The sequence below is a fragment of the Streptomyces sp. NPDC053750 genome (assembly GCF_044544295.1).
GTDB lineage: Bacteria > Actinomycetota > Actinomycetes > Streptomycetales > Streptomycetaceae > Streptomyces.
On the sequence record NZ_JBITXB010000013.1, the window covers coordinates 18,034 to 35,184 of the forward strand.

General features: G+C 68.0%; 12 protein-coding genes. 6 read left to right on the forward strand and 6 right to left on the reverse strand.

The annotated features are described in order from the left end of the window. Positions 1–97 precede the first annotated feature (97 nt). The 4 genes from ACIGO6_RS30345 to ACIGO6_RS30360 form a co-directional block, all read right to left on the reverse strand. Entirely contained in the window at positions 98–1,348 is a 1,251-nt protein-coding gene (locus ACIGO6_RS30345) for a S8 family serine peptidase (protein WP_399881930.1), read from the reverse strand. A 90-nt stretch (positions 1,349–1,438) separates the two neighbouring features. Next, positions 1,439–3,220 (reverse strand): hypothetical protein, encoded by a 1,782-nt coding sequence (locus ACIGO6_RS30350; protein ID WP_399881932.1) that lies wholly within the window; start codon positions 3,218–3,220, stop codon positions 1,439–1,441. Further along, a complete protein-coding gene (locus ACIGO6_RS30355; protein ID WP_399881934.1) occupies positions 3,220–3,639 on the reverse strand; it encodes a hypothetical protein in 420 nt (139 codons plus the stop codon). The genes ACIGO6_RS30350 and ACIGO6_RS30355 overlap by 1 nt, the downstream gene beginning before the upstream one ends. 574 nt (positions 3,640–4,213) lie before the next feature. Beyond that, entirely contained in the window at positions 4,214–4,822 is a 609-nt protein-coding gene (locus ACIGO6_RS30360; RefSeq protein WP_399881936.1) for a hypothetical protein, read from the reverse strand. A 266-nt stretch (positions 4,823–5,088) separates the two neighbouring features. Here ACIGO6_RS30360 and ACIGO6_RS30365 point away from each other — a divergent pair, with 266 nt between their 5' ends. The 3 genes from ACIGO6_RS30365 (at position 5,089) to ACIGO6_RS30375 (ending at position 8,646) form a co-directional block, all read left to right on the forward strand. Continuing rightward, positions 5,089–5,598: a hypothetical protein gene (locus ACIGO6_RS30365; protein ID WP_399881938.1), complete on the forward strand. Its 510-nt coding sequence runs from the start codon at positions 5,089–5,091 to the stop codon at positions 5,596–5,598. Between the two features lie 102 nt (positions 5,599–5,700). After that, the gene (locus tag ACIGO6_RS30370; RefSeq protein ID WP_399881940.1) at positions 5,701–8,013 is read left to right on the forward strand and encodes a hypothetical protein; all 2,313 of its coding nucleotides are present in this window, start codon (positions 5,701–5,703) and stop codon (positions 8,011–8,013) included. 3 nt (positions 8,014–8,016) lie between these two features. After that, the gene (locus tag ACIGO6_RS30375) at positions 8,017–8,646 is read left to right on the forward strand and encodes a hypothetical protein (protein WP_399881942.1); all 630 of its coding nucleotides are present in this window, start codon (positions 8,017–8,019) and stop codon (positions 8,644–8,646) included. A gap of 20 nt (positions 8,647–8,666) precedes the next feature. Here ACIGO6_RS30375 and mycP read toward each other — a convergent pair whose 3' ends face one another. Then, a complete protein-coding gene (mycP, locus tag ACIGO6_RS30380) occupies positions 8,667–9,932 on the reverse strand; it encodes a type VII secretion-associated serine protease mycosin (RefSeq protein ID WP_399881944.1) in 1,266 nt (421 codons plus the stop codon). Between the two features lie 29 nt (positions 9,933–9,961). Next, positions 9,962–11,488 carry a type VII secretion protein EccB gene (gene eccB / locus ACIGO6_RS30385; RefSeq protein ID WP_399881946.1) on the reverse strand — a complete coding sequence of 509 codons (1,527 nt, stop codon included), beginning with the start codon at positions 11,486–11,488 and terminating at the stop codon, positions 9,962–9,964. 223 nt (positions 11,489–11,711) lie between these two features. Between eccB and eccE the strand changes: the two genes are divergently transcribed. The 3 genes from eccE to ACIGO6_RS30400 all read left to right on the forward strand — a co-directional run bounded on the left by eccE (position 11,712) and on the right by ACIGO6_RS30400 (position 17,085). After that, the gene (eccE, locus tag ACIGO6_RS30390) at positions 11,712–13,073 is read left to right on the forward strand and encodes a type VII secretion protein EccE (protein WP_399881948.1); all 1,362 of its coding nucleotides are present in this window, start codon (positions 11,712–11,714) and stop codon (positions 13,071–13,073) included. Continuing rightward, positions 13,073–13,846: a hypothetical protein gene (locus ACIGO6_RS30395; protein WP_399881950.1), complete on the forward strand. Its 774-nt coding sequence runs from the start codon at positions 13,073–13,075 to the stop codon at positions 13,844–13,846. The genes eccE and ACIGO6_RS30395 overlap by 1 nt, the downstream gene beginning before the upstream one ends. A gap of 305 nt (positions 13,847–14,151) precedes the next feature. Further along, positions 14,152–17,085, forward strand: a complete 2,934-nt coding sequence (locus tag ACIGO6_RS30400) for an SCO5717 family growth-regulating ATPase (protein WP_399881952.1) — start codon at positions 14,152–14,154, stop codon at positions 17,083–17,085. Positions 17,086–17,151 lie beyond the last annotated feature (66 nt).

The window sequence follows — 17,151 nt, forward strand, 5'->3', positions numbered from 1 at the left end:
TTTCCGTTCTGGGGTCCAACTGTGCGGCTCAACGCCCTACAGCGGTGAGCACGTTCTCCATGCCCTGGCCGCGCAGCGCGGGCTCAGGCGGCCGACGTCACGTGGCGCGGCGCGATCGCAGCAGGGCGAAGGCGCCGCCTCCGAGCACGACCACTGCCGCGGCAGCGCCGAGCGCGATCCACAGCGTGCTGTTGTCGTCGCTCGACGACGCCGCTGCCGCCTTCTCCGACTTCTCTGCCTTCGATCCTGCTGCCGCCTTGTCGACGCCAGAAGAGTCTTCCGGGGCTTGTGACGAGGCTGATGCAGAGGGGGAGGCAGCAGAGGCGGGAGGAATCTCCGTCACCAGCTTCTTCCCCTCTTCCTTGTTCCACTTGGCGAGGGGGTCGGAGTAGGGGGCGCCGGCGTCGTAATTCGGGTCCTCAAGCACCGTGCGGGGCCGGACAGTCCCGTAGCCGGCGTACTGGGTCGGCTCGTCCTTCGGCCACTTGCGGCTCGCGGTGTCGATCAGCGCCCGGGTGACCTGGTTCGCCGTCCAGTCGGGGTGGGCGGACCAGATGAGGGCTGCGGAGGCGGAGGCTATTGCAGTGGAAGCGCTTGTTCCCTCAAGGCCAGGGCAGTACGAGTCAAAACTGGGTTGACAGTAGCCAGGGATGTCCTCGCCCGGTGCCACCAGGTCGACGTAGTTCCCGTGCGACGAGAACTTGGAGATGTTGTTGTCCTTGTCCATCGACGAAACACCCAGCACGTACGGAGCCGAAGCCGGGTATCCGATGACGTCTTTGCCGGTGTTTCCTACACCTGCGATCAGCATCTTGCCCTTCGACGCGGCATAGATGACCGCTTCCTCTACATCCAGGTCAAGGTACGGAATACTGAAAGACATGCTTATGATCTTGGCGTCGGTGTCAGCCGCAGCTTTGATCGCCTCGGCAGGCTCGGCCGTCCTCTTCTTGGCCTCAGCCCCTGTCAAGCCGTTCAGGGAAATGCGGTAGGGGACGATCTTCGCGCCAGGTGCGAGCCCCTGCACGCCGCCGTTTGCCCCAGTACCTGCGATGAGCTCGGCCATGCTCGTGCCATGGCCTGTGTAATCGTTCGCAGCTCCGTAAGCAACAGCCTTGGGAACCTCGTCCACCAGAACCTGGCCCTCAAGGGAAGCGGTGTGGGGATTCACGCCCGTGTCGATAACAGCGACTTTAACGCCTTTGCCCGTGCTCTGCTTCCACATCTGCTCTGCCTGCATCGGCTGCAGATACCACTGTTCCGACTGAGCATCGAACGCCGCAGCCTGCGGAGCGAACCCCACGCTCACAGCTGCCAAGGCGCCGACCCCCGCGCTCACGGCACGCACTCGTCGCCTGCAACGTGTCTTGCGGAGGGCGCTCCGCTCGGCAGGACGGCTGGTCCCTGGCTCCATGGCGTTGTGAGTCCTCGCTAGCGCTTAGTTGACGACCGGCGGCACGCCGCGTCGCTGCTGAGTGGGCAGGTGGGTCTCTTCGTCTTCGGTCATGTGGGTGGCCCGCGGTGTCTCTTCCCTGTCCGAAGCCCTCTCCGGCTTTCTGCGGCTGCCAGGCCCACGCACAAGCCCGGCACCTCCGCGGGTCATGCCGTTACGCTCTGCACTGGATGCGGAGTTACGTGCGGCGGGGCTGCCGGTGATGGACGCGGGCGTCCCCGGGCCGACACGAGGCCTGTTGGGCGCGGGAGCGGATTTACCGGCGGCCGGTCCGCCAAATACACCGCTCTGACCAGGTCGCCGCTCGGCCGGCCGGGAACCGCCTGTGGCCTCGGCACCAACCACTGTGCCACGAGGAACCTTCGGCCCGTTCTTCGCGGGCGTTGCACCCATCATGGGTCGCCCTCCCACCACGCCGTTCGCTTGCCCGGCGCCGGTTACTCCGCCACCGCGCGGCCTTGCCACGGACGCGCCGGTCGGCCTTGCCGTACCGCCTGTCACTCCAGGGCCCATGGGCAAGGACTTCGCTCCGGAAGAAAGGCCCTTGGCGACCGTTTGCCCGGTCGCCGCCGTGCGCCCCATCGGACCAACGGGTCCATTTCCAGTGCGCCCCGAGCCCCCACCGGCAACGTCGGCCGCGCGTGCTCGACCTGGGGTGGACACGGGGCCCCGGAGACCACTTGACCTGGCCGTACCTTTGCTCGAGCCCATGTTGGTGACCGGCGTTCCATAGCCGCTCCCGAACCCGTTGTTGGCACCACCGTTTCCGCCGGGAACTCCGGCGGTTGGGGCGATTTCTCCGGGAGTGGGTGACACCAGGGGTGGCAGAGTACCGACGCTGTCGATCGCCGTTCCGACCTCGACATCGGGCTCCACAGGGGGTAGCGCGGTGTCCACGGTGCGCAATCGAGCATCACTGGAGCCGCGCATTTCGAACTGTCCCGCTGGGGTGTCCGTCGGCTGCTGACTCGTCATGTCTGTCGCAGTACTTGTCCGGTGCGCAGCCGACGTGCCACTACCCTGGGTCCAAATCGGGTCGCCAGTGCTTAGCACAGGCTTGGGAACCCCTACGTCCGGCATGGTCTCGAACTTCGGAGGCTCCAGCGCGATGAGTTGCTCGTTGGCCACCGCGTAGTAGGACGACAACCGGTTCATCTGGTTGATCGCCTCCTGACGGTCCTTCTCCACGCGGACCGCTTCGGCGTACTCGGCGTTGCCCTCGACCTGCTTGGGCGTTGGAAGCTTATCGGGCTTCAACGCCTGACTTTCCGGCCTCGTGTCGCGGGGCGGCATGGCCTTGCGCACAGCTGCCAGGCCCACGGCGGCAGCGGTGATCTGGTCCCCCGCCCCACCGGCGAAGTCACTCAGTCCGTACGTGCTGGTGACGAGCGAACGACCCCACTTACGAAAAGCCTCGCCCGACTCTCCGACCCAGTGAACGTTCTCGATGTGGCCGTCCAGTTCCTTGGCGGCCTCGGTGATGGCGTCCCGTGCGTCCCACAGGGCCTTGCCCGACGACTCGAGGTCCTCCGGGTTGGTCTGCTCGACCAGGTCGATCATGTCGTTCAGACGGTGGTTGTCGAAGTCCGTGCGACCGTGAACCCCTCGCGCGTACGGCGTCCCCTCTGCCGCCGAACGCACCATGCTGTCGATGGCTCCGCGGAGGAAGCCACCGCTCGGGTGCTCCTCGGCATGCCGCGTGAGATCCGTGAACATGTTCTGCCCAGAGACCCGCTCCAGGTCCTGCTCATGCTGCTTGTCGGTCATCACAGGCCCCCGGTGGTGTTGTCGCCCTGAGCGCGCTGCTTGCCTTCTCCTGCGTCCTGAATGCCCTTGATCTGCATCTGGATCGCATAGAAGCGACGCCGCTGCTCCTCTTCGAGGTTGTCGAAGCCCACATGCGCGCCCCGGACGGCGATGCCGATCGCCTCGATCTGCAGGTGCAGGGTCTTGGAAAGAGAGGTGAGCTTCTCGTGCACCTGGTTGTACTGCAAGTACAGGGCATGCGCCTCGGGAAAGGCGGACGGGTTCCCTGCCAGCGACCCCGGCGTGATCGTCTGGGCCCCGACGCGCGTCGGGTTGCCGGGTGACTTCTCCAGTCCCGTCAGGACACCGTCCACACGCTTCACGAACGCGCTCAGCGCCTCACCGGTAACCTCCAGGTTCGCCGCCCTGGCGGCCGACACGCCCCCCACCATGTCTGCTGGAAGCACTCCGCTCCCTCCCCGTTTCCCCGTAGAACCATGGCCGTGGCCGACTGACCACCTGCCCCCGCGATCGCAAACCAAGTCGCGCGCACCATGCGATCACCACTGTAGTCAACTGGTACGGCGGGGCCAACCGTGATGTGTGCTAGCCGAGTTACAAAGCCGTCCGGGGCATGTCACTTTGACCGATTTGGCGAACAGTGTCGGTCGATGCTCGCATCACAAGGGTCAGCAAGTGCTGGACAGGTTGTGTCCACCGTCACGTGACGCAAACGAAAAGATCGCGCCACTCTGACACCACCTCGAACGCCAACTGTGCACCACTCGAAGTAGTGCACCGCGCTGTAGTTGCTAACACCCCGTCGTCATGCCGTTCCGCACGTCACCGGTCCGTCGCATGTGAAGCCCATACGTCGCTGCACTCACTCGGCCTCGGTGAAACTCTCCAAGGACTTCACCTGTGCAATCACTTCACCGTCGGGAGTCCAGTCTCCGACAGGACGGCCGTCCTCACGACGCGGGCCACAGCGGTAACGACTCGCCGGGCGCCGGCTCAGCAATCGCCTGTCCGGCTCGACACGGCGAACGTGTACTTCGGAAGCTTTACCGCCGCCGCGTCGCCCGAGAGCCCGGGGGCTACTGTCTCGATGTACCCAGCGTGAGTACGTTTGACGTCCATGCAGAAGGCCGTGTCCGCCCCGTCTGCCGTGATGCGGTATTGGGCTCGGTCGGACTCCACCGGACGGACCGATGCGGCGTCGACCCCCAGTTGTGGGGCATCTCCACCGCCGTGCTCAACTACCTCCTGCTCGACCTTCCTGGCGTATTCACCGTCGAAGTCGGCCGGAGCGTCCCCCTCCAGGGGGCCACCGTAGGTGAAGCTGCCGTCCAGGGCTCGAGTGGCGCCCTCGACCGCGCTCGTCAGTTCGTCGTCGCTCCACTTCCCGTCGTCCTGCACAGCCAGCCCCTGGAAACCGACGACGACACAGGTGACGGCCATGGCGACCAGGATGACGCGGCCAACGACGAAGGCAGCGTCCGGAAGCTCCGGGGCGGAGGGATTCAACGACTCGCGCCAGGAACGGACTCGGTCCGCCTTGATACAGGCCATGAGTACCAGCAAGGCAGCGAGCACGAACAGGAAGACCGTCAGTCCTGTCATATCCGGCTCTCCCTCCCGCAACTCTGCCGTCGTGCATCGTGCTGCAGCACCGCCGAGACCCACCTTCGAGGCGATCGCAGGCAATGTGGGGCGCGGCCCCCCTCCGCGCTGCTGCCGACAGTGCCTTGTTCCGTCCGTGACTGCCCCGGAGCACATGCATCGCCCCGTCATGCCGTTGCTAGGTTAGGGCAGAGTCCGGTCTCCACATGACGCCATCCGGCCGGCGATGGCGTCGAGGGTCCTGCACACGGGGAAGGTAGCCGTCCATGGCATGGGACGAGTGGGAACAGCTCAAGGCAGATGCGCTGGAGCGGCAGCAGGGCTCCGCGCACATGCAGTTGAACCAACTGGACGGCGGCGGGCCGGTCTCCCCACCGAGCCAGTACGGGGATCTGAGGGTCAAGAACGACGCGCTCACCAAGGTCGGCAAGGAGGCCCACTCCCTGTACAACCAGCTGTGGGACAGGGCCCGGGTCCACATCGCCAGCAGCGACAGCGCCGCAGGCGATCTGTCGAAGCAGGGCTTCGCGCTTGGCGCCGGGCTGAAGCACGCGTCGACTCGGTGGGACGAGCAGCTAAAGTCCCTGATGGACGCCTGCGCCCAGATCTCCAACCACATGCAGGTCACCAAGAAGACCCATGACGGTGACGAGGGTTACATCCTGCGGCAGATGAGCAGCATCGCGACGTTGGACGCCGGTTTCGACGAACGGGTCGGGCCGCCTGGAAAGCAGAACGAGATCTACGGCGAGAAGCCTCAGAAGAAGGACGACTGACGCCACTCGTACGCGTCGGCCCCCGCACCAGGCCCCACGCCTTGGGCGGTGACCCTCCGACCGATCCTTCCCTCTTCACCGACTCGCGAGGAACGACCCCCCATGGAACTCGAAGCGCTGCGAGACGCCAACTTCAAGCTGATCGACGACGCCGTGACGGACTGGTCGACTCTCGTCGACAATCTCGCGGACATGGCGGAGGACGCCGAGAAGCAACTGCACCAGGGTGCCAACAAGGCTGATTGGGCCGGCGTGAACGCCAAGGTGTCCAAGGAGTTCATCGGGAAGACGGCGGGCGAGTTCGCTGACGCCCACACCCAGGCAAGAAGCATCCACAGGATCCTCAACGACACAGTGGGCGAGCTGAAGGGCTACCATCAGCAGCTTCTCGATGCCCTTGAAGGCGGTCGCAAGAAGAACCTCACGGTCATCGCCTACGAGGGTGGCTTCACCGTCACCACGAATGTCCCGCCCGAGGCCCGTAGCAAGATGGACCAGGACAACAAGGGCGACATCACCGCGTTGCGTGACGAGATTCAGGGAATTCTGAACAAGGCCACCGAGAGCGACAATTCCGCCAAGACTGTTCTGCAGGCCATCGCCGACCAGAGCAAACTGGGGTTCGCCGACGCGGACTACGCGGACCGGGACTCCGCCGTCGAAGCGGTCAAGAAGGCCGACGAGCTGGCTGCGCTCGCCAAGAAGAACCCGGACGACCTGAGTGTCAAGGACTTCGACAGGCTCAACGCCGGGTTGAAGAAGTATGCCGGCGATGACCTGTTCGCCGAGCGGTTCGCCACCGCGCTCGGGCCGAAGAAGACGCTGGAATTCTGGACGGGGATCAGCGACCCGCAGCGGGGGAACTGGGACCTGGGGCGTGAGCGCCTGGAGCAGTTCGACGACTTGCAGCGCAGCCTGGGCATGACCCTCGCCAACGCCACACAGAGCGACTCGACGGCTATGACCGACTGGAAGCGCACGATGATCGACATCGGCGACAAGCCGCTGTATGGCGACCGGGGCGGGCCGATGGGCTTCCAGGTCATGAGCAACCTCATGCGGACCGGTGACTACGACGACCGGTTCCTCACGGACTACGGCACGAAGCTCATGGCCACCGAGCGCAAGCTGACCGGTAACGGGGAGCACCGGAACCTCGCATGGGGTCCGGGGGGCATGAATCCGGTGCTGAACCGGATCGGAGACGACAGCGGTTCGGATCCGCTCACGGGCTACCTGAAAGGGCTGTCCAACAGCCCGGACGCAGCCACCGACTTCTTCAACCAGCAGTTCGTGTCCAAGGACGACCCGGACAACCCGTTCGAGCGCGACACAGACGACGACGGCAAGAACGGCAAAGTCTCGCTGTCCAACTTCCAGTATCTGTTCGAGGAGCGGGACTGGCCGCAGGAGAGGAACCTCAAGGGGGAGGATCTTCACACCGGGCAGAACAATCTTGCGCTTGCACTAGAGGCAGCGACCACGGGTCACCCGGCAGGTGAGATGCCGACGGTGGACACGCCCGCACACAATGACGGGCAGGCCAAGCTCATGCAGAACCTGGTCTCGTCGGTCGCGGACGACCCGTCCCGTCTCACCAAGAACGGTTACATGTCCGACAGCATGGGGCAGATCGCTGCCGAATACATGCCGGACATCCACCGTGCACTGCACCCCGGTGTGGAAGGCGAGGACAAACTCTTCCCCGTCGCGGGTACGGCAGCCCAACTCAGCGAGACCGACACCACCCGCTTCCTGTACTCCGTGGGCCGTAATCCGGAGGGCTACGCGGCCGTCAACCTCGGTCAGCACAGTTACACGACGAGCCTGATGCAGTACCACTTCCAGCACCCTGACGCATACCTCAACGACCAGAGTTTCTCCCAGGAAGAAAACCTGAAGAAGACCATCGAGGACATTGCCCGTGTGGGCGGTGAGGTCGAGGGCACCATTGGGGCCGGACGGGCCTACGAGGGCGAGATCGAAGGCGGCAAGAAGGATGCCGACTACAACTCTGTCATCGAAAAAATCGGCACCTGGGGAGGTACTGCAGTCGGGATCGGTGTCGGCCTCGGTACGGCCCCGTTCGTCGGACCGGGGGGCGTTGTCGCCGGTGGAGTGGCCGGCACGGCGGCGGATGAGATCATCGGGGCGATCACCGAAGGCGCCATGAAGGACAGCTCCGGCGAGGTCATCTATCGCAACGGGCAAGACCTGGAAGGCACCAAGGATTCGACATACACGCTCGTCGAGACGGCCGCCAAGAAGGCCGGAGAGAGCGTCGGCCATCCCTCTCCCATGATTGTCTCCGCAGCCGCGACAGCGGCCGAACAGGGCTTCAACAATGCCGGAAAGAACGTACATGACGCGCTCGACGGTGAGGGCGTGCCGCGACAGTTGGAAAAGGAAGACTGAGTCGTGAAGTCCAGACGGAATGGCTACGTGATCACGGCGGTCGCCGTCGCGCTCGCGGCCATATGCGGTGCTGCGTATCTGCTCAAGGTCCCTCCGTTCGCCGAAGAGACGGGAGATATCGCTGCGGGCGCCGTGTGTGACTCACTCGGGTTGGCGTCTCAGGCCGCCGACGCCCTCGAGTCTGTGCTTCCTGCGGAAACTTCATACGCGTTCAACGACGAAGTGCACCTTCGCGTGGACGATCAGGATGACAGCTATCGCTCTTACTGCTCCGTCTCAGGGGATGGCGATCAGCTCATGTCTGTCCGGACCGAGATGATGCGCGACGAGCCGTTGAAAAGTTGGATTGACAGCGAAGTGGCGGAATTCGCGAGCCGGGAGCAGTTGACGCCTTTTACGGCGAACGACAAGAGCGCGGCCTCACCGTCCGTGGCCGCCATCTTCATGCCCTGTGCATCGCCTGGGAAGATTCCCGGTGGCCAGTACAACATCAGTGTGGTCGTTCATCTCGAAAAGGCCGGAAAGGTAAGCGACGCCGATAGGCGAGCGACCCTGATCGAGCTGGCGACAAGCACTGCCACTTACGCGTACGGCAAGGCGAAGTGCGACGCGTCCTCCGAACTGAGCCCGTAACGGAACATCAGGAAACGCCATCAGGCGTTGCCCCCTCGCCCCCCACCCCGCCGTCGCGAGTCCCGTACCGCCACTGCCGTGCCGGCCAGGCCTGCTGCCAGTACCAGGCCGCCGACGACGACGTACGTGCCCACGCGGGTGTTGCGTTCCTGGGCCGTCTCGCCGAAGTGGACCGGTGCCACTGAGGGGGCCTCGGCCGGGAGTGCGCCCTTGTCGGGGGCCGGGGACTCCACGGGGTGGGCCGGGTCCACGTTGGTGAGGGCCTTGACCGGGTCGATCACGCCCCAGCCGACGAGGCGGTCGTGGCCGGGGATGGAGCGTTCGGCCGTCTGCTCGATCTGGGCGACGATCTGAGCCGCCGTCCACTTCGGGTACTTGGCCTTGAGAAGAGCCGCCACCCCGGCCACGTACGGCGCCGAGAAGCTGGTTCCGTTGTCCGAGCAGTGGCCGCCGCCAGGGACCGTGGAGACCATGTCGACGCCGGGAGCCGCCACGCCCACGAACTCGCCCGACTGGGAGAAGGGCGCACGTTCGTTGTTGCGGTCGGAGGACGCCACGGCCAGGACGCCGTCGTAGGAGGCCGGGTAGGTGACCTTGACGTTACCGCCGAGGCCGTCGTTGCCGGCCGACGCGACGACCACGACCTGCCGGCCCAGGGCGTAGTCCACCGCGTCCTTCAGGCTCTGGGCGGGCTCGACGGCGTTGGCGGTGTCCTGGGAGATGTTGATGACGTCGGCGCCCGCGTCGACGGCGTGCCGGATCGACAACGCGAGTGTGTCCGCGGTGCCGTTGCCCTCCGCGTCGTTCTGCTTGACGGGGATGATCGTGGCCTCGGGGGCCACGCCCACGAAGCCGGTTCCCTTGGCGGGGCGGGCGGCGATGATGCCGGCCACGCGGGTTCCGTGGCCGACGGTGTCGGTGGTGCCCTGCGCGTTGCCCCGCTCGATCTCCTCGCCCTTGCGGTTCTTGAGGGGCAGGTAGTTCTTGCCCTTGGACGCGTCGACGGCATCGGTGAGTTGCGGGTTCTTGACGTCGACGCCCGTGTCGATCACCGCGACCCGCACGCCGGCGCCCTTCGACTGCGCCCACAGTTCGTCGAGGTTGACGCGCTGCAACGACCACGGCCGGCCTTCGTACTTCTTCGACGGGAACGTGCACTGTCCGCCGTCGTCGGCCCTGGCCTCGGGCGCGGGAGAGGCCCACACGGTCGTCCCCGCGAGGACCGTTGCCGCGAGGACGGTCGTCGCCGTACGGGGGATTCTGCTGAAGCGGCTTTCCTGCAGCATGCCTTCGCTCTCCTGTGGGGCCACGACCGCTACGAACCCTGCGGCTGTCGGGCCGCCGCCTCCGACAGGCGGGGACCGGTGGGCAGGAACGTCGACCAGTTCACCGGAACGGGGGACGGTTTCACCTTCTCGTACCCCAGGCGGGTCTGGGCGATCCGAGCCTCGTTGAGCTGCTGCTCACGCTGTTTGTCGGAGGTTCCGATGCCCTTGTCGTCCGTGGCGCTGTCGTTGTTGGACTGCAGGGCGTAGCGCAGCCCCGTGTCGGTGACCAGGAAGACCCCGCCCGCCTCGGTCTCGGTGCCCTGGAACTGTCGGTAGAGCTGGCCGGAGCCCGGGGTCACGTACGCGCTGGAGGAGCCGGTGGGCAGCTGTTCGGGGAAGTCGGTGCCCGCCCAGGTGGACAGGGTGGTCTCGCCGTTCTTGGCGTTCACCGAGCGCAGAACGTTGCAGACGGTGTTGCGGCCGGCGGTGGCGGACGAACCGTCGTTGACCGTCTTGGGCCGGTACGCCGGCCAGTTCCGCTGTCCGTCGAACTCGGTGCTGTCGACGACCGCGCCGGGGCTGACCTGCTGGGCCTCACCGGCCTGTCCGACGCCGACGAGGTCCCCGCTGTTGAGGAGCAGGGTGGCGGTGAACTCCGAGATGCGCGCCACGCCGCCCTTGAGAACCACGTAGTACTGCATGCGCTGACCGTCATAGGCCTTGATGACCATGCCGACCTTGTCGTACTCCCGGAGCATGTCGGAGGCGCCCGCGTCCTCGCCCGGCGTGCCCTCGATCTCGGGGATCGCGATCGGGTCGCCCTTGTGGAGGGTGTCCAGCCACTCCTGGGACACGCGCTGCGGGGCACGGCCCTGCGTGTCGAGGGCCTTGAGGAGCTCCTTGTCCGTCGGATCGGCCAGCGGGTAGGCGTAGCCGCGTGAGTCGGCCACGTACTGGCTCTTGCCGTCCGGGCCGACGACGTACATCAGCTCGCCCCCGACGAGCTTGTCCGAGCCGTCGGTCCTGGACCAGTCCTTTTCGGCGAGGACGAACGCCGCCTTCTGGATGGCCCGGCCACCAGGACCGGGACGTTCGCAGACGGCCCATCGCATGGCCTTCTCCGCCTCCGCGGGCGACGGCAGGCGGTCGGGTGCGTAGGGAATGCCGATCGTGGCTCCGTGCGGGGGTTCGCCGCTGTCCAGTACCTCTTCGTCGACCGTGATGACGCTGTCCTTGTCGGGGTCCAGGAGGAGCTTGGCGGAGGCCATGTTGAGGACCGGATGCAGCTGCTTCTCTCCGCCCGTCTTCAGTACGACGTACCGGGTGGTGGAATCGCTCGCCACGATCACGTGCGCACCCGTCTCGTCCCACCCCTTCGGCGCCTTCGGACTGAACATGCCGATCGCGCCGAACACGGCCAGGACGACCACCCCGACGATGAGGCCGGGCACGACCGCTCTGAGCGGCTTGGGGGCTCCCTCCTCCGAACCGGACGGAGAAGGTTGCAGGAAGGACGCGAGAGTGCGGCGCTTCGCGAAGGTGTAGGCGTTCAGTTCATCGCGCCGTGATGCCATCTGTGTTCGTTCTCTCCCCGTACGAAGCCATGGAGGACCGGCGGGGCAGCAGTGCGGGCCACTGGCGCCCACCCCGTCCCGGTCGCCCTCTGGAACCTCGGCTGTCAGACCCGGCACCTACTATGCCTGTTGCACAGTGGTGGGCGTGGCACGGGTAGGGTGCTGAAGCCTTGCCGCCTGCTGAGTGCGGTGTTTTTCGGGATAGTTCGGGGGTTTTGCAGTGATGGCTTCCGCACCGCGAACCCGGTCGCGATCGCAATCCGCGGCGCGGCGGGCCGACGCGGCGCCGACCACCGGTGGTTCTGCGGCTTCTCACGGTTCCGCGACCGCGCGCGGCGCCGCGACCGCGCGGCCTTCCGCCACTCCACACCTGCAGACGCGTTCGGGGCGCGGTGGCTCATTCGCGTTGCAACGGCTGGTGATGCTGGAAACGGCCGGAGCGCTGGTGGTGTGCGGTTGGCTCATCGGTCCCGTCGCCCTGGTGCCGGCGGGTGTGGTGGCCGGCATCCTGGCGCTGCTCGCCCTCGTGCGCCGGCGAGGGCGCTCCCTGCCCGAGTGGCTGGGCAGCCAGCTCGCCCTGCGGGCCCGCCTGCGCAGAGCGCCCGGAACTCCGCTGCCCCCGGGGGTGGACTCCACCCTGGCCCCCGCCGTGGAGTGCGAGCCGAACCTGCGGACCTACCAGTACAGCCACCGTGACGACCACGAGCGTCGGCCCATGGGCATGGTGGGTGACGGTGGCTTCCTCACCGCGGTCCTCCAGGTGGAGGCCGAGGCGGGCGCCCTGCGCGCCGAGCGCGGCCGCACGCCGCTCCCTCTCGCCCTGGTACGGGACGTCCTCGACGTGGACGGGATCCGGCTGGAGTCGGCGCAGGTCGTCCTGCACACGCAGCCCGCGCCCGCCCCTCACCTGCCGCAGCAGTCGGTCGTGGTGACGAACTACACGCAGCTCCAGGCGGACACGGTCTCCCCCGCGATCCGCATCATGTGGATCGCGCTGAAGCTCGATCCGGAGCTGTGCCCGGAAGCGGTGGCCGCGCGGGGCGGTGGCCTGCTCGGAGCGCAGAAGTGTCTGGTGCGCTCGGCGGAGCATCTGTCCAGCAGGCTGACCGGCGCCGGGTTCCGGGCGCACGTGCTCACGGAGGAGGAGCTGTGCGCCGCGATCGCCACGTCGGCGTGCGCCAACCCGATGGTGACCTCCCAGCCGGAACAGGGCGACTCTCCGCGGCGCCGGACCGAGGAGTCGAGCCGCAGTTGGCGCTGCGACAACCGGCGACACACCACGTACTGGGTCCGGCGCTGGCCGCAGCTCGGCGGGTCCGGCATCACGCTGCCCCAGTTGGTGGCCCAGTTGACGGCGGTTCCCGCATTGGCGACGACGTTCAGTCTGACGCTGGCCCGCAGTGGACAGCAGGACGTGGCGATCACCGGGCATGTGCGGGTCACCGGCCGCAGCAGCACCGAGCTGTCCGATGCGCGCCGTGCTCTGGAGCGGGCCGCGCGTCAGGCGCGGGCCGGGATCGTCCGTCTCGACCGTGAGCAACTGCCCGGTGTGCTCGCCACTCTGCCGCTCGGAGGTGCCCGCTGATGGCCGTGACCACATCGACGCCGCCCGCCGACCCCGCCGTCGGCGGGCGGCCGGACGCCGGTTTCGGCGAGCGGCTGCGTACCGGTTTCGGGCTGCTCGGACCCCGGCACCCGCGGCACACGCTGTCCCTCTCCCAGGCCGACACGCTCGCCCTGCCGGTCGGGGACGACGGTGTCGTCGTCGGGGTGGACGCCCAGGGACAGCCCGCCGTCCTCGGAGTCAACCGACCGACGCCGTTCGACATTCTGTTCATCGGCGGACTGTGGACGGCACAGGTGCTGGCGCTGCGGGCGGCTGCGACGGGTGCGCGGGTCGCGGTGGAGACCGGCAGACCCGGGCACTGGGCGCAGGTCGTGCAAGCGGTCGGTGGTGGCCAATCGGGGATGACGGTCCACGACGTGGGCCAGGTGCCGCCGCAGGGCGCCTCGGCGATGGGGCCGGTTCTGGTGATCCGGGACTGCGGCATGCGGCCGCCGCGTGGACGGGTGACGTCGGGGCCCTGGCAGTCGGTGCTCACGCTCCTGCCGTACCTGAGCCCGGTGGCGCCGCGGTTGATGCGGCAGGCGCGCCTGGTGGGTGTCCAGCGGGTCTCACCGGACGAAGCGGTGGAGATCGGACGCGCGACACGGCTGCCCCGCGCCGAGTACGAGGCCCTGCCCACGCTCGCCGACGGCGTCACGTTGTGGTGTACGGAACGGGACCGGCAGTACGTGATGACTCAGCCGACCGATACGGAGATCGGTCTTCTGGGTACGCCGCGGCGCATGGACTGACCCGCCCGAGTTGACCGGATCACCCGATGGTGACCGATACAGGCATGAAAGACCTCCACTTTTGGGCGGTTTGTGGCTTCGGATGCTGAGGTGGACAAGGGGACGGGGCCTGACGGGGCCGGGTCGCTCGTGATTAGGCTGGTGTCGGGCGCGACGCCAGAACCCGTGGAGTGGGTGTCGGCGTCCTTCGGGGGAGGCCGGGGGAACAGACCACTTCCTTCCCCTCTCGTCAGTCTCGGACAACGTCGGACGGAATCGGTCACCCCAGCACGGCATGCGGGTGCTCGACCACACCAGGAGGAACTGTGAGCAGCGATCGGGACGGGATCCGCGGGGGCTGGGCGACACCCGGCGATGACCAACCCGACGCGGAGTCCGCAATCGAGACGACGGGTGAGTTCACCATCGACTACGCGCCGCCTGCCTGGTACATGCAGAACGCGTCCGGTGATGCCGGTCAGGGGGCCGGCTCGTCGAGTGCCGGCGTTTCCCCTCCCGTGCCACCTGCTTCCCAGCCTCCGTCTCATGGGACCGCGCCCTTCGCACCGCCGCCTCCGCCGCCGTCGAGTACGCCGTACAGTCCGCCCGTGCCGTCCTCGCCTCCGAGCACCGGGTCGACCGCGGTGCCCGGCCTTCCCGTGGGGAGCGGATTCGAGCCACAGCAGCCCCAGGCGCAGCCCCGTCCCGAGCCGGAGCCGGAAGTTCAGCGGCCGGCGCCGTCACAGTCGCGGGTCGAGCCCGAGACCGACAATGGCGATCTCGAGAGCGGTGCCACCATGCGGTTCTCCGCCGCCGCCCTGAAGCGGGAGTTCGCGGAGCTCGCCGCCGCGGACGAAGCGCGGCAGGACGCATCACGGCAAGAGGAACAGCAGGAGTCCACCGCCGACGCCACGGAGGGCGCGGCCGGGGAAACGGCCGACGGTGACCCGACCGCTTCCGACACCTCCGCTTCCGACGAGGTCGACGGTACGGGTGCGAGCGACTCGCCGGCGGATACCGCCGTGGTGGACGACGACGCCGTGGAGCCGGAGCACACCGACGGCGACGACGACGTGACGGGAGAGGACGACGCGGCCGGGGAGAACGGCCCTTCCGCCGGTGACTCCGACACCCCGGACGCTGCCGGTGACGTCGGTCCGGACCCGGAGCCCGATCCGGCCCAGGCCGCCGAGCCCGGCCCCACGGCGGCGGCCGACGCGGCGTCACAGAACATCGCGCCACAGAACATCGCGCCACAGGACGTCGCGCCACAGGACATCGCGCCGCCGCACACAGCGCCGGAGGACGCACCGCCGCAGGACACCGCACAACAGAACACCGCTCCCGCCGACGCACCACCCGCCGCACCGGTCGGGGTGCCGCCGTTGCCTCCGTCGTACCCTCCCGCCGCGCCCGCTGCGGCGAGTCAGTGGCCCGCGCAGCCGGCGCCCGTCGCACCGGGGCAGCCGGACGTACCGGCTCATCAACCTCCCTTCCAGCCGCAGGCCCCCCAGCCGGCGCCCGCCCCGTGGAACGCGCAGCCCGACGCGCCGATGCCTCCCCACCAGGCACCGGCGCAGCCCGCGCCCCCGGCGGGACACGGCTTCCCGCCGCAGGACGCCACTCCCCCGGCGGTGCCTCAGCCCCCGGTGCCACAGCAAGGGGGCCCGGGTGCCATGCCCGCCGCTGCCGGCTACGGCTTCCCGCAGCCGGGGGGTACGGCTCCGCAGCCACAGCCCGGCGGTTACGGCTTCCCCCAGCCACCCTCGCCGCAGGGACAGCAACCGCCCGGTGTGCCCCATCAGGCGCACCCGTTGCCGCCGCAGGCTCAGGCCGATCAGGTACCGCAGCCGCAGCCCGCCGCGCAGTCCGATCAGCAGCAGTTCCCTCTGCCGCCTCCCCAGCCCCAGCCCCACCAGCCTCAGCAGCCCAACGACCCCCGACTCGGGGCCGCTTGGCCGCAGCCCATGCAGCACGATCAGCGTCAGCCCACCAACCCGGGGGCCGCGCCGCTCGGTTACACGGCGGCCGTGGAGCTGTCGTCGGACCGGCTGCTCAACAACAAGAGGCAGAAGGCGAAGAGCAGCCGCCCGGCGGCCGGCGGTTCGCGGTTCAAGCTGGGCGGGAAGAAGGAGGAAGCCGAGCGGCAGCGGAAGTTGGACCTGATCCGCACCCCGGTGCTGTCGTGCTACCGCATCGCCGTCATCAGCCTCAAGGGCGGTGTCGGCAAGACGACCACCACCACCGCCCTCGGCTCCACGCTGGCCACCGAGCGGCAGGACAAGATCCTCGCGATCGACGCCAACCCGGACGCCGGTACGCTCGGCCGCCGGGTGCGCCGGGAGACCGGGGCCACCATCCGTGACCTCGTCCAGGCGATCCCGCACCTCAACTCGTACATGGACATCCGGCGGTTCACCTCCCAGGCCCCGTCCGGGCTGGAGATCATCGCCAACGACGTCGACCCGGCCGTGTCCACGACGTTCAACGACGAGGACTACCGGCGCGCGATCGACGTGCTCGGCAAGCAGTACCCGATCATCCTCACCGACTCGGGCACCGGCCTGCTCTACAGCGCCATGCGCGGGGTGCTCGACCTCGCCGACCAGCTCATCATCATCTCGACGCCCTCCGTGGACGGTGCGAGCAGCGCCAGTACGACACTGGACTGGCTGTCCGCGCACGGGTACGCCGACCTCGTCTCCCGGTCGATCACGGTCATCTCCGGGGTCCGCGAGACCGGCAAGATGATCAAGGTCGACGACATCGTCGGGCACTTCCAGACCCGGTGCCGAGGCGTCGTCGTGGTCCCCTTCGACGAGCACCTGGCCGCCGGTGCCGAGGTCGACCTCGACATGATGCGGCCGAAGGTGCGGGAGGCGTACTTCAACCTCTCGGCGATGGTCGCCGAGGACTTCGTCCGCCACCAGCAGGCGCACGGCCTGTGGACGTCCGACGGCAACCCGCCGCCGGTCGCCGCCCCGCCGATGCCGGGCCAGCAGATGCCGGGGCAGCCGATCCCCGGCCAGCAGATGCCCGGGCAGCCGATGCCCGGGCAGCCGATGCCCGGCCAGCCGAGTCCCGGGCAGCCGATGCCGCCGCAGCCGGGGCAGCCGTACCCGCCGCAGCCCGGGCCCGGACAGCACCAGCAGCCGTATCCCCAGCCCGGTTACGGTCAGCCGTACGCCCCGCCCGGTTACGGGTATCCGCAGCAGGGACAGCAGGGGCAGACGCCCCCTCCCCCTCCGCCCCAGCAGTAGCTCCACCCACCTCCGCACCACCTCCGAAGGCCCGCGCCGTCCCCGACGGCGCGGGCCTTCGGGCGT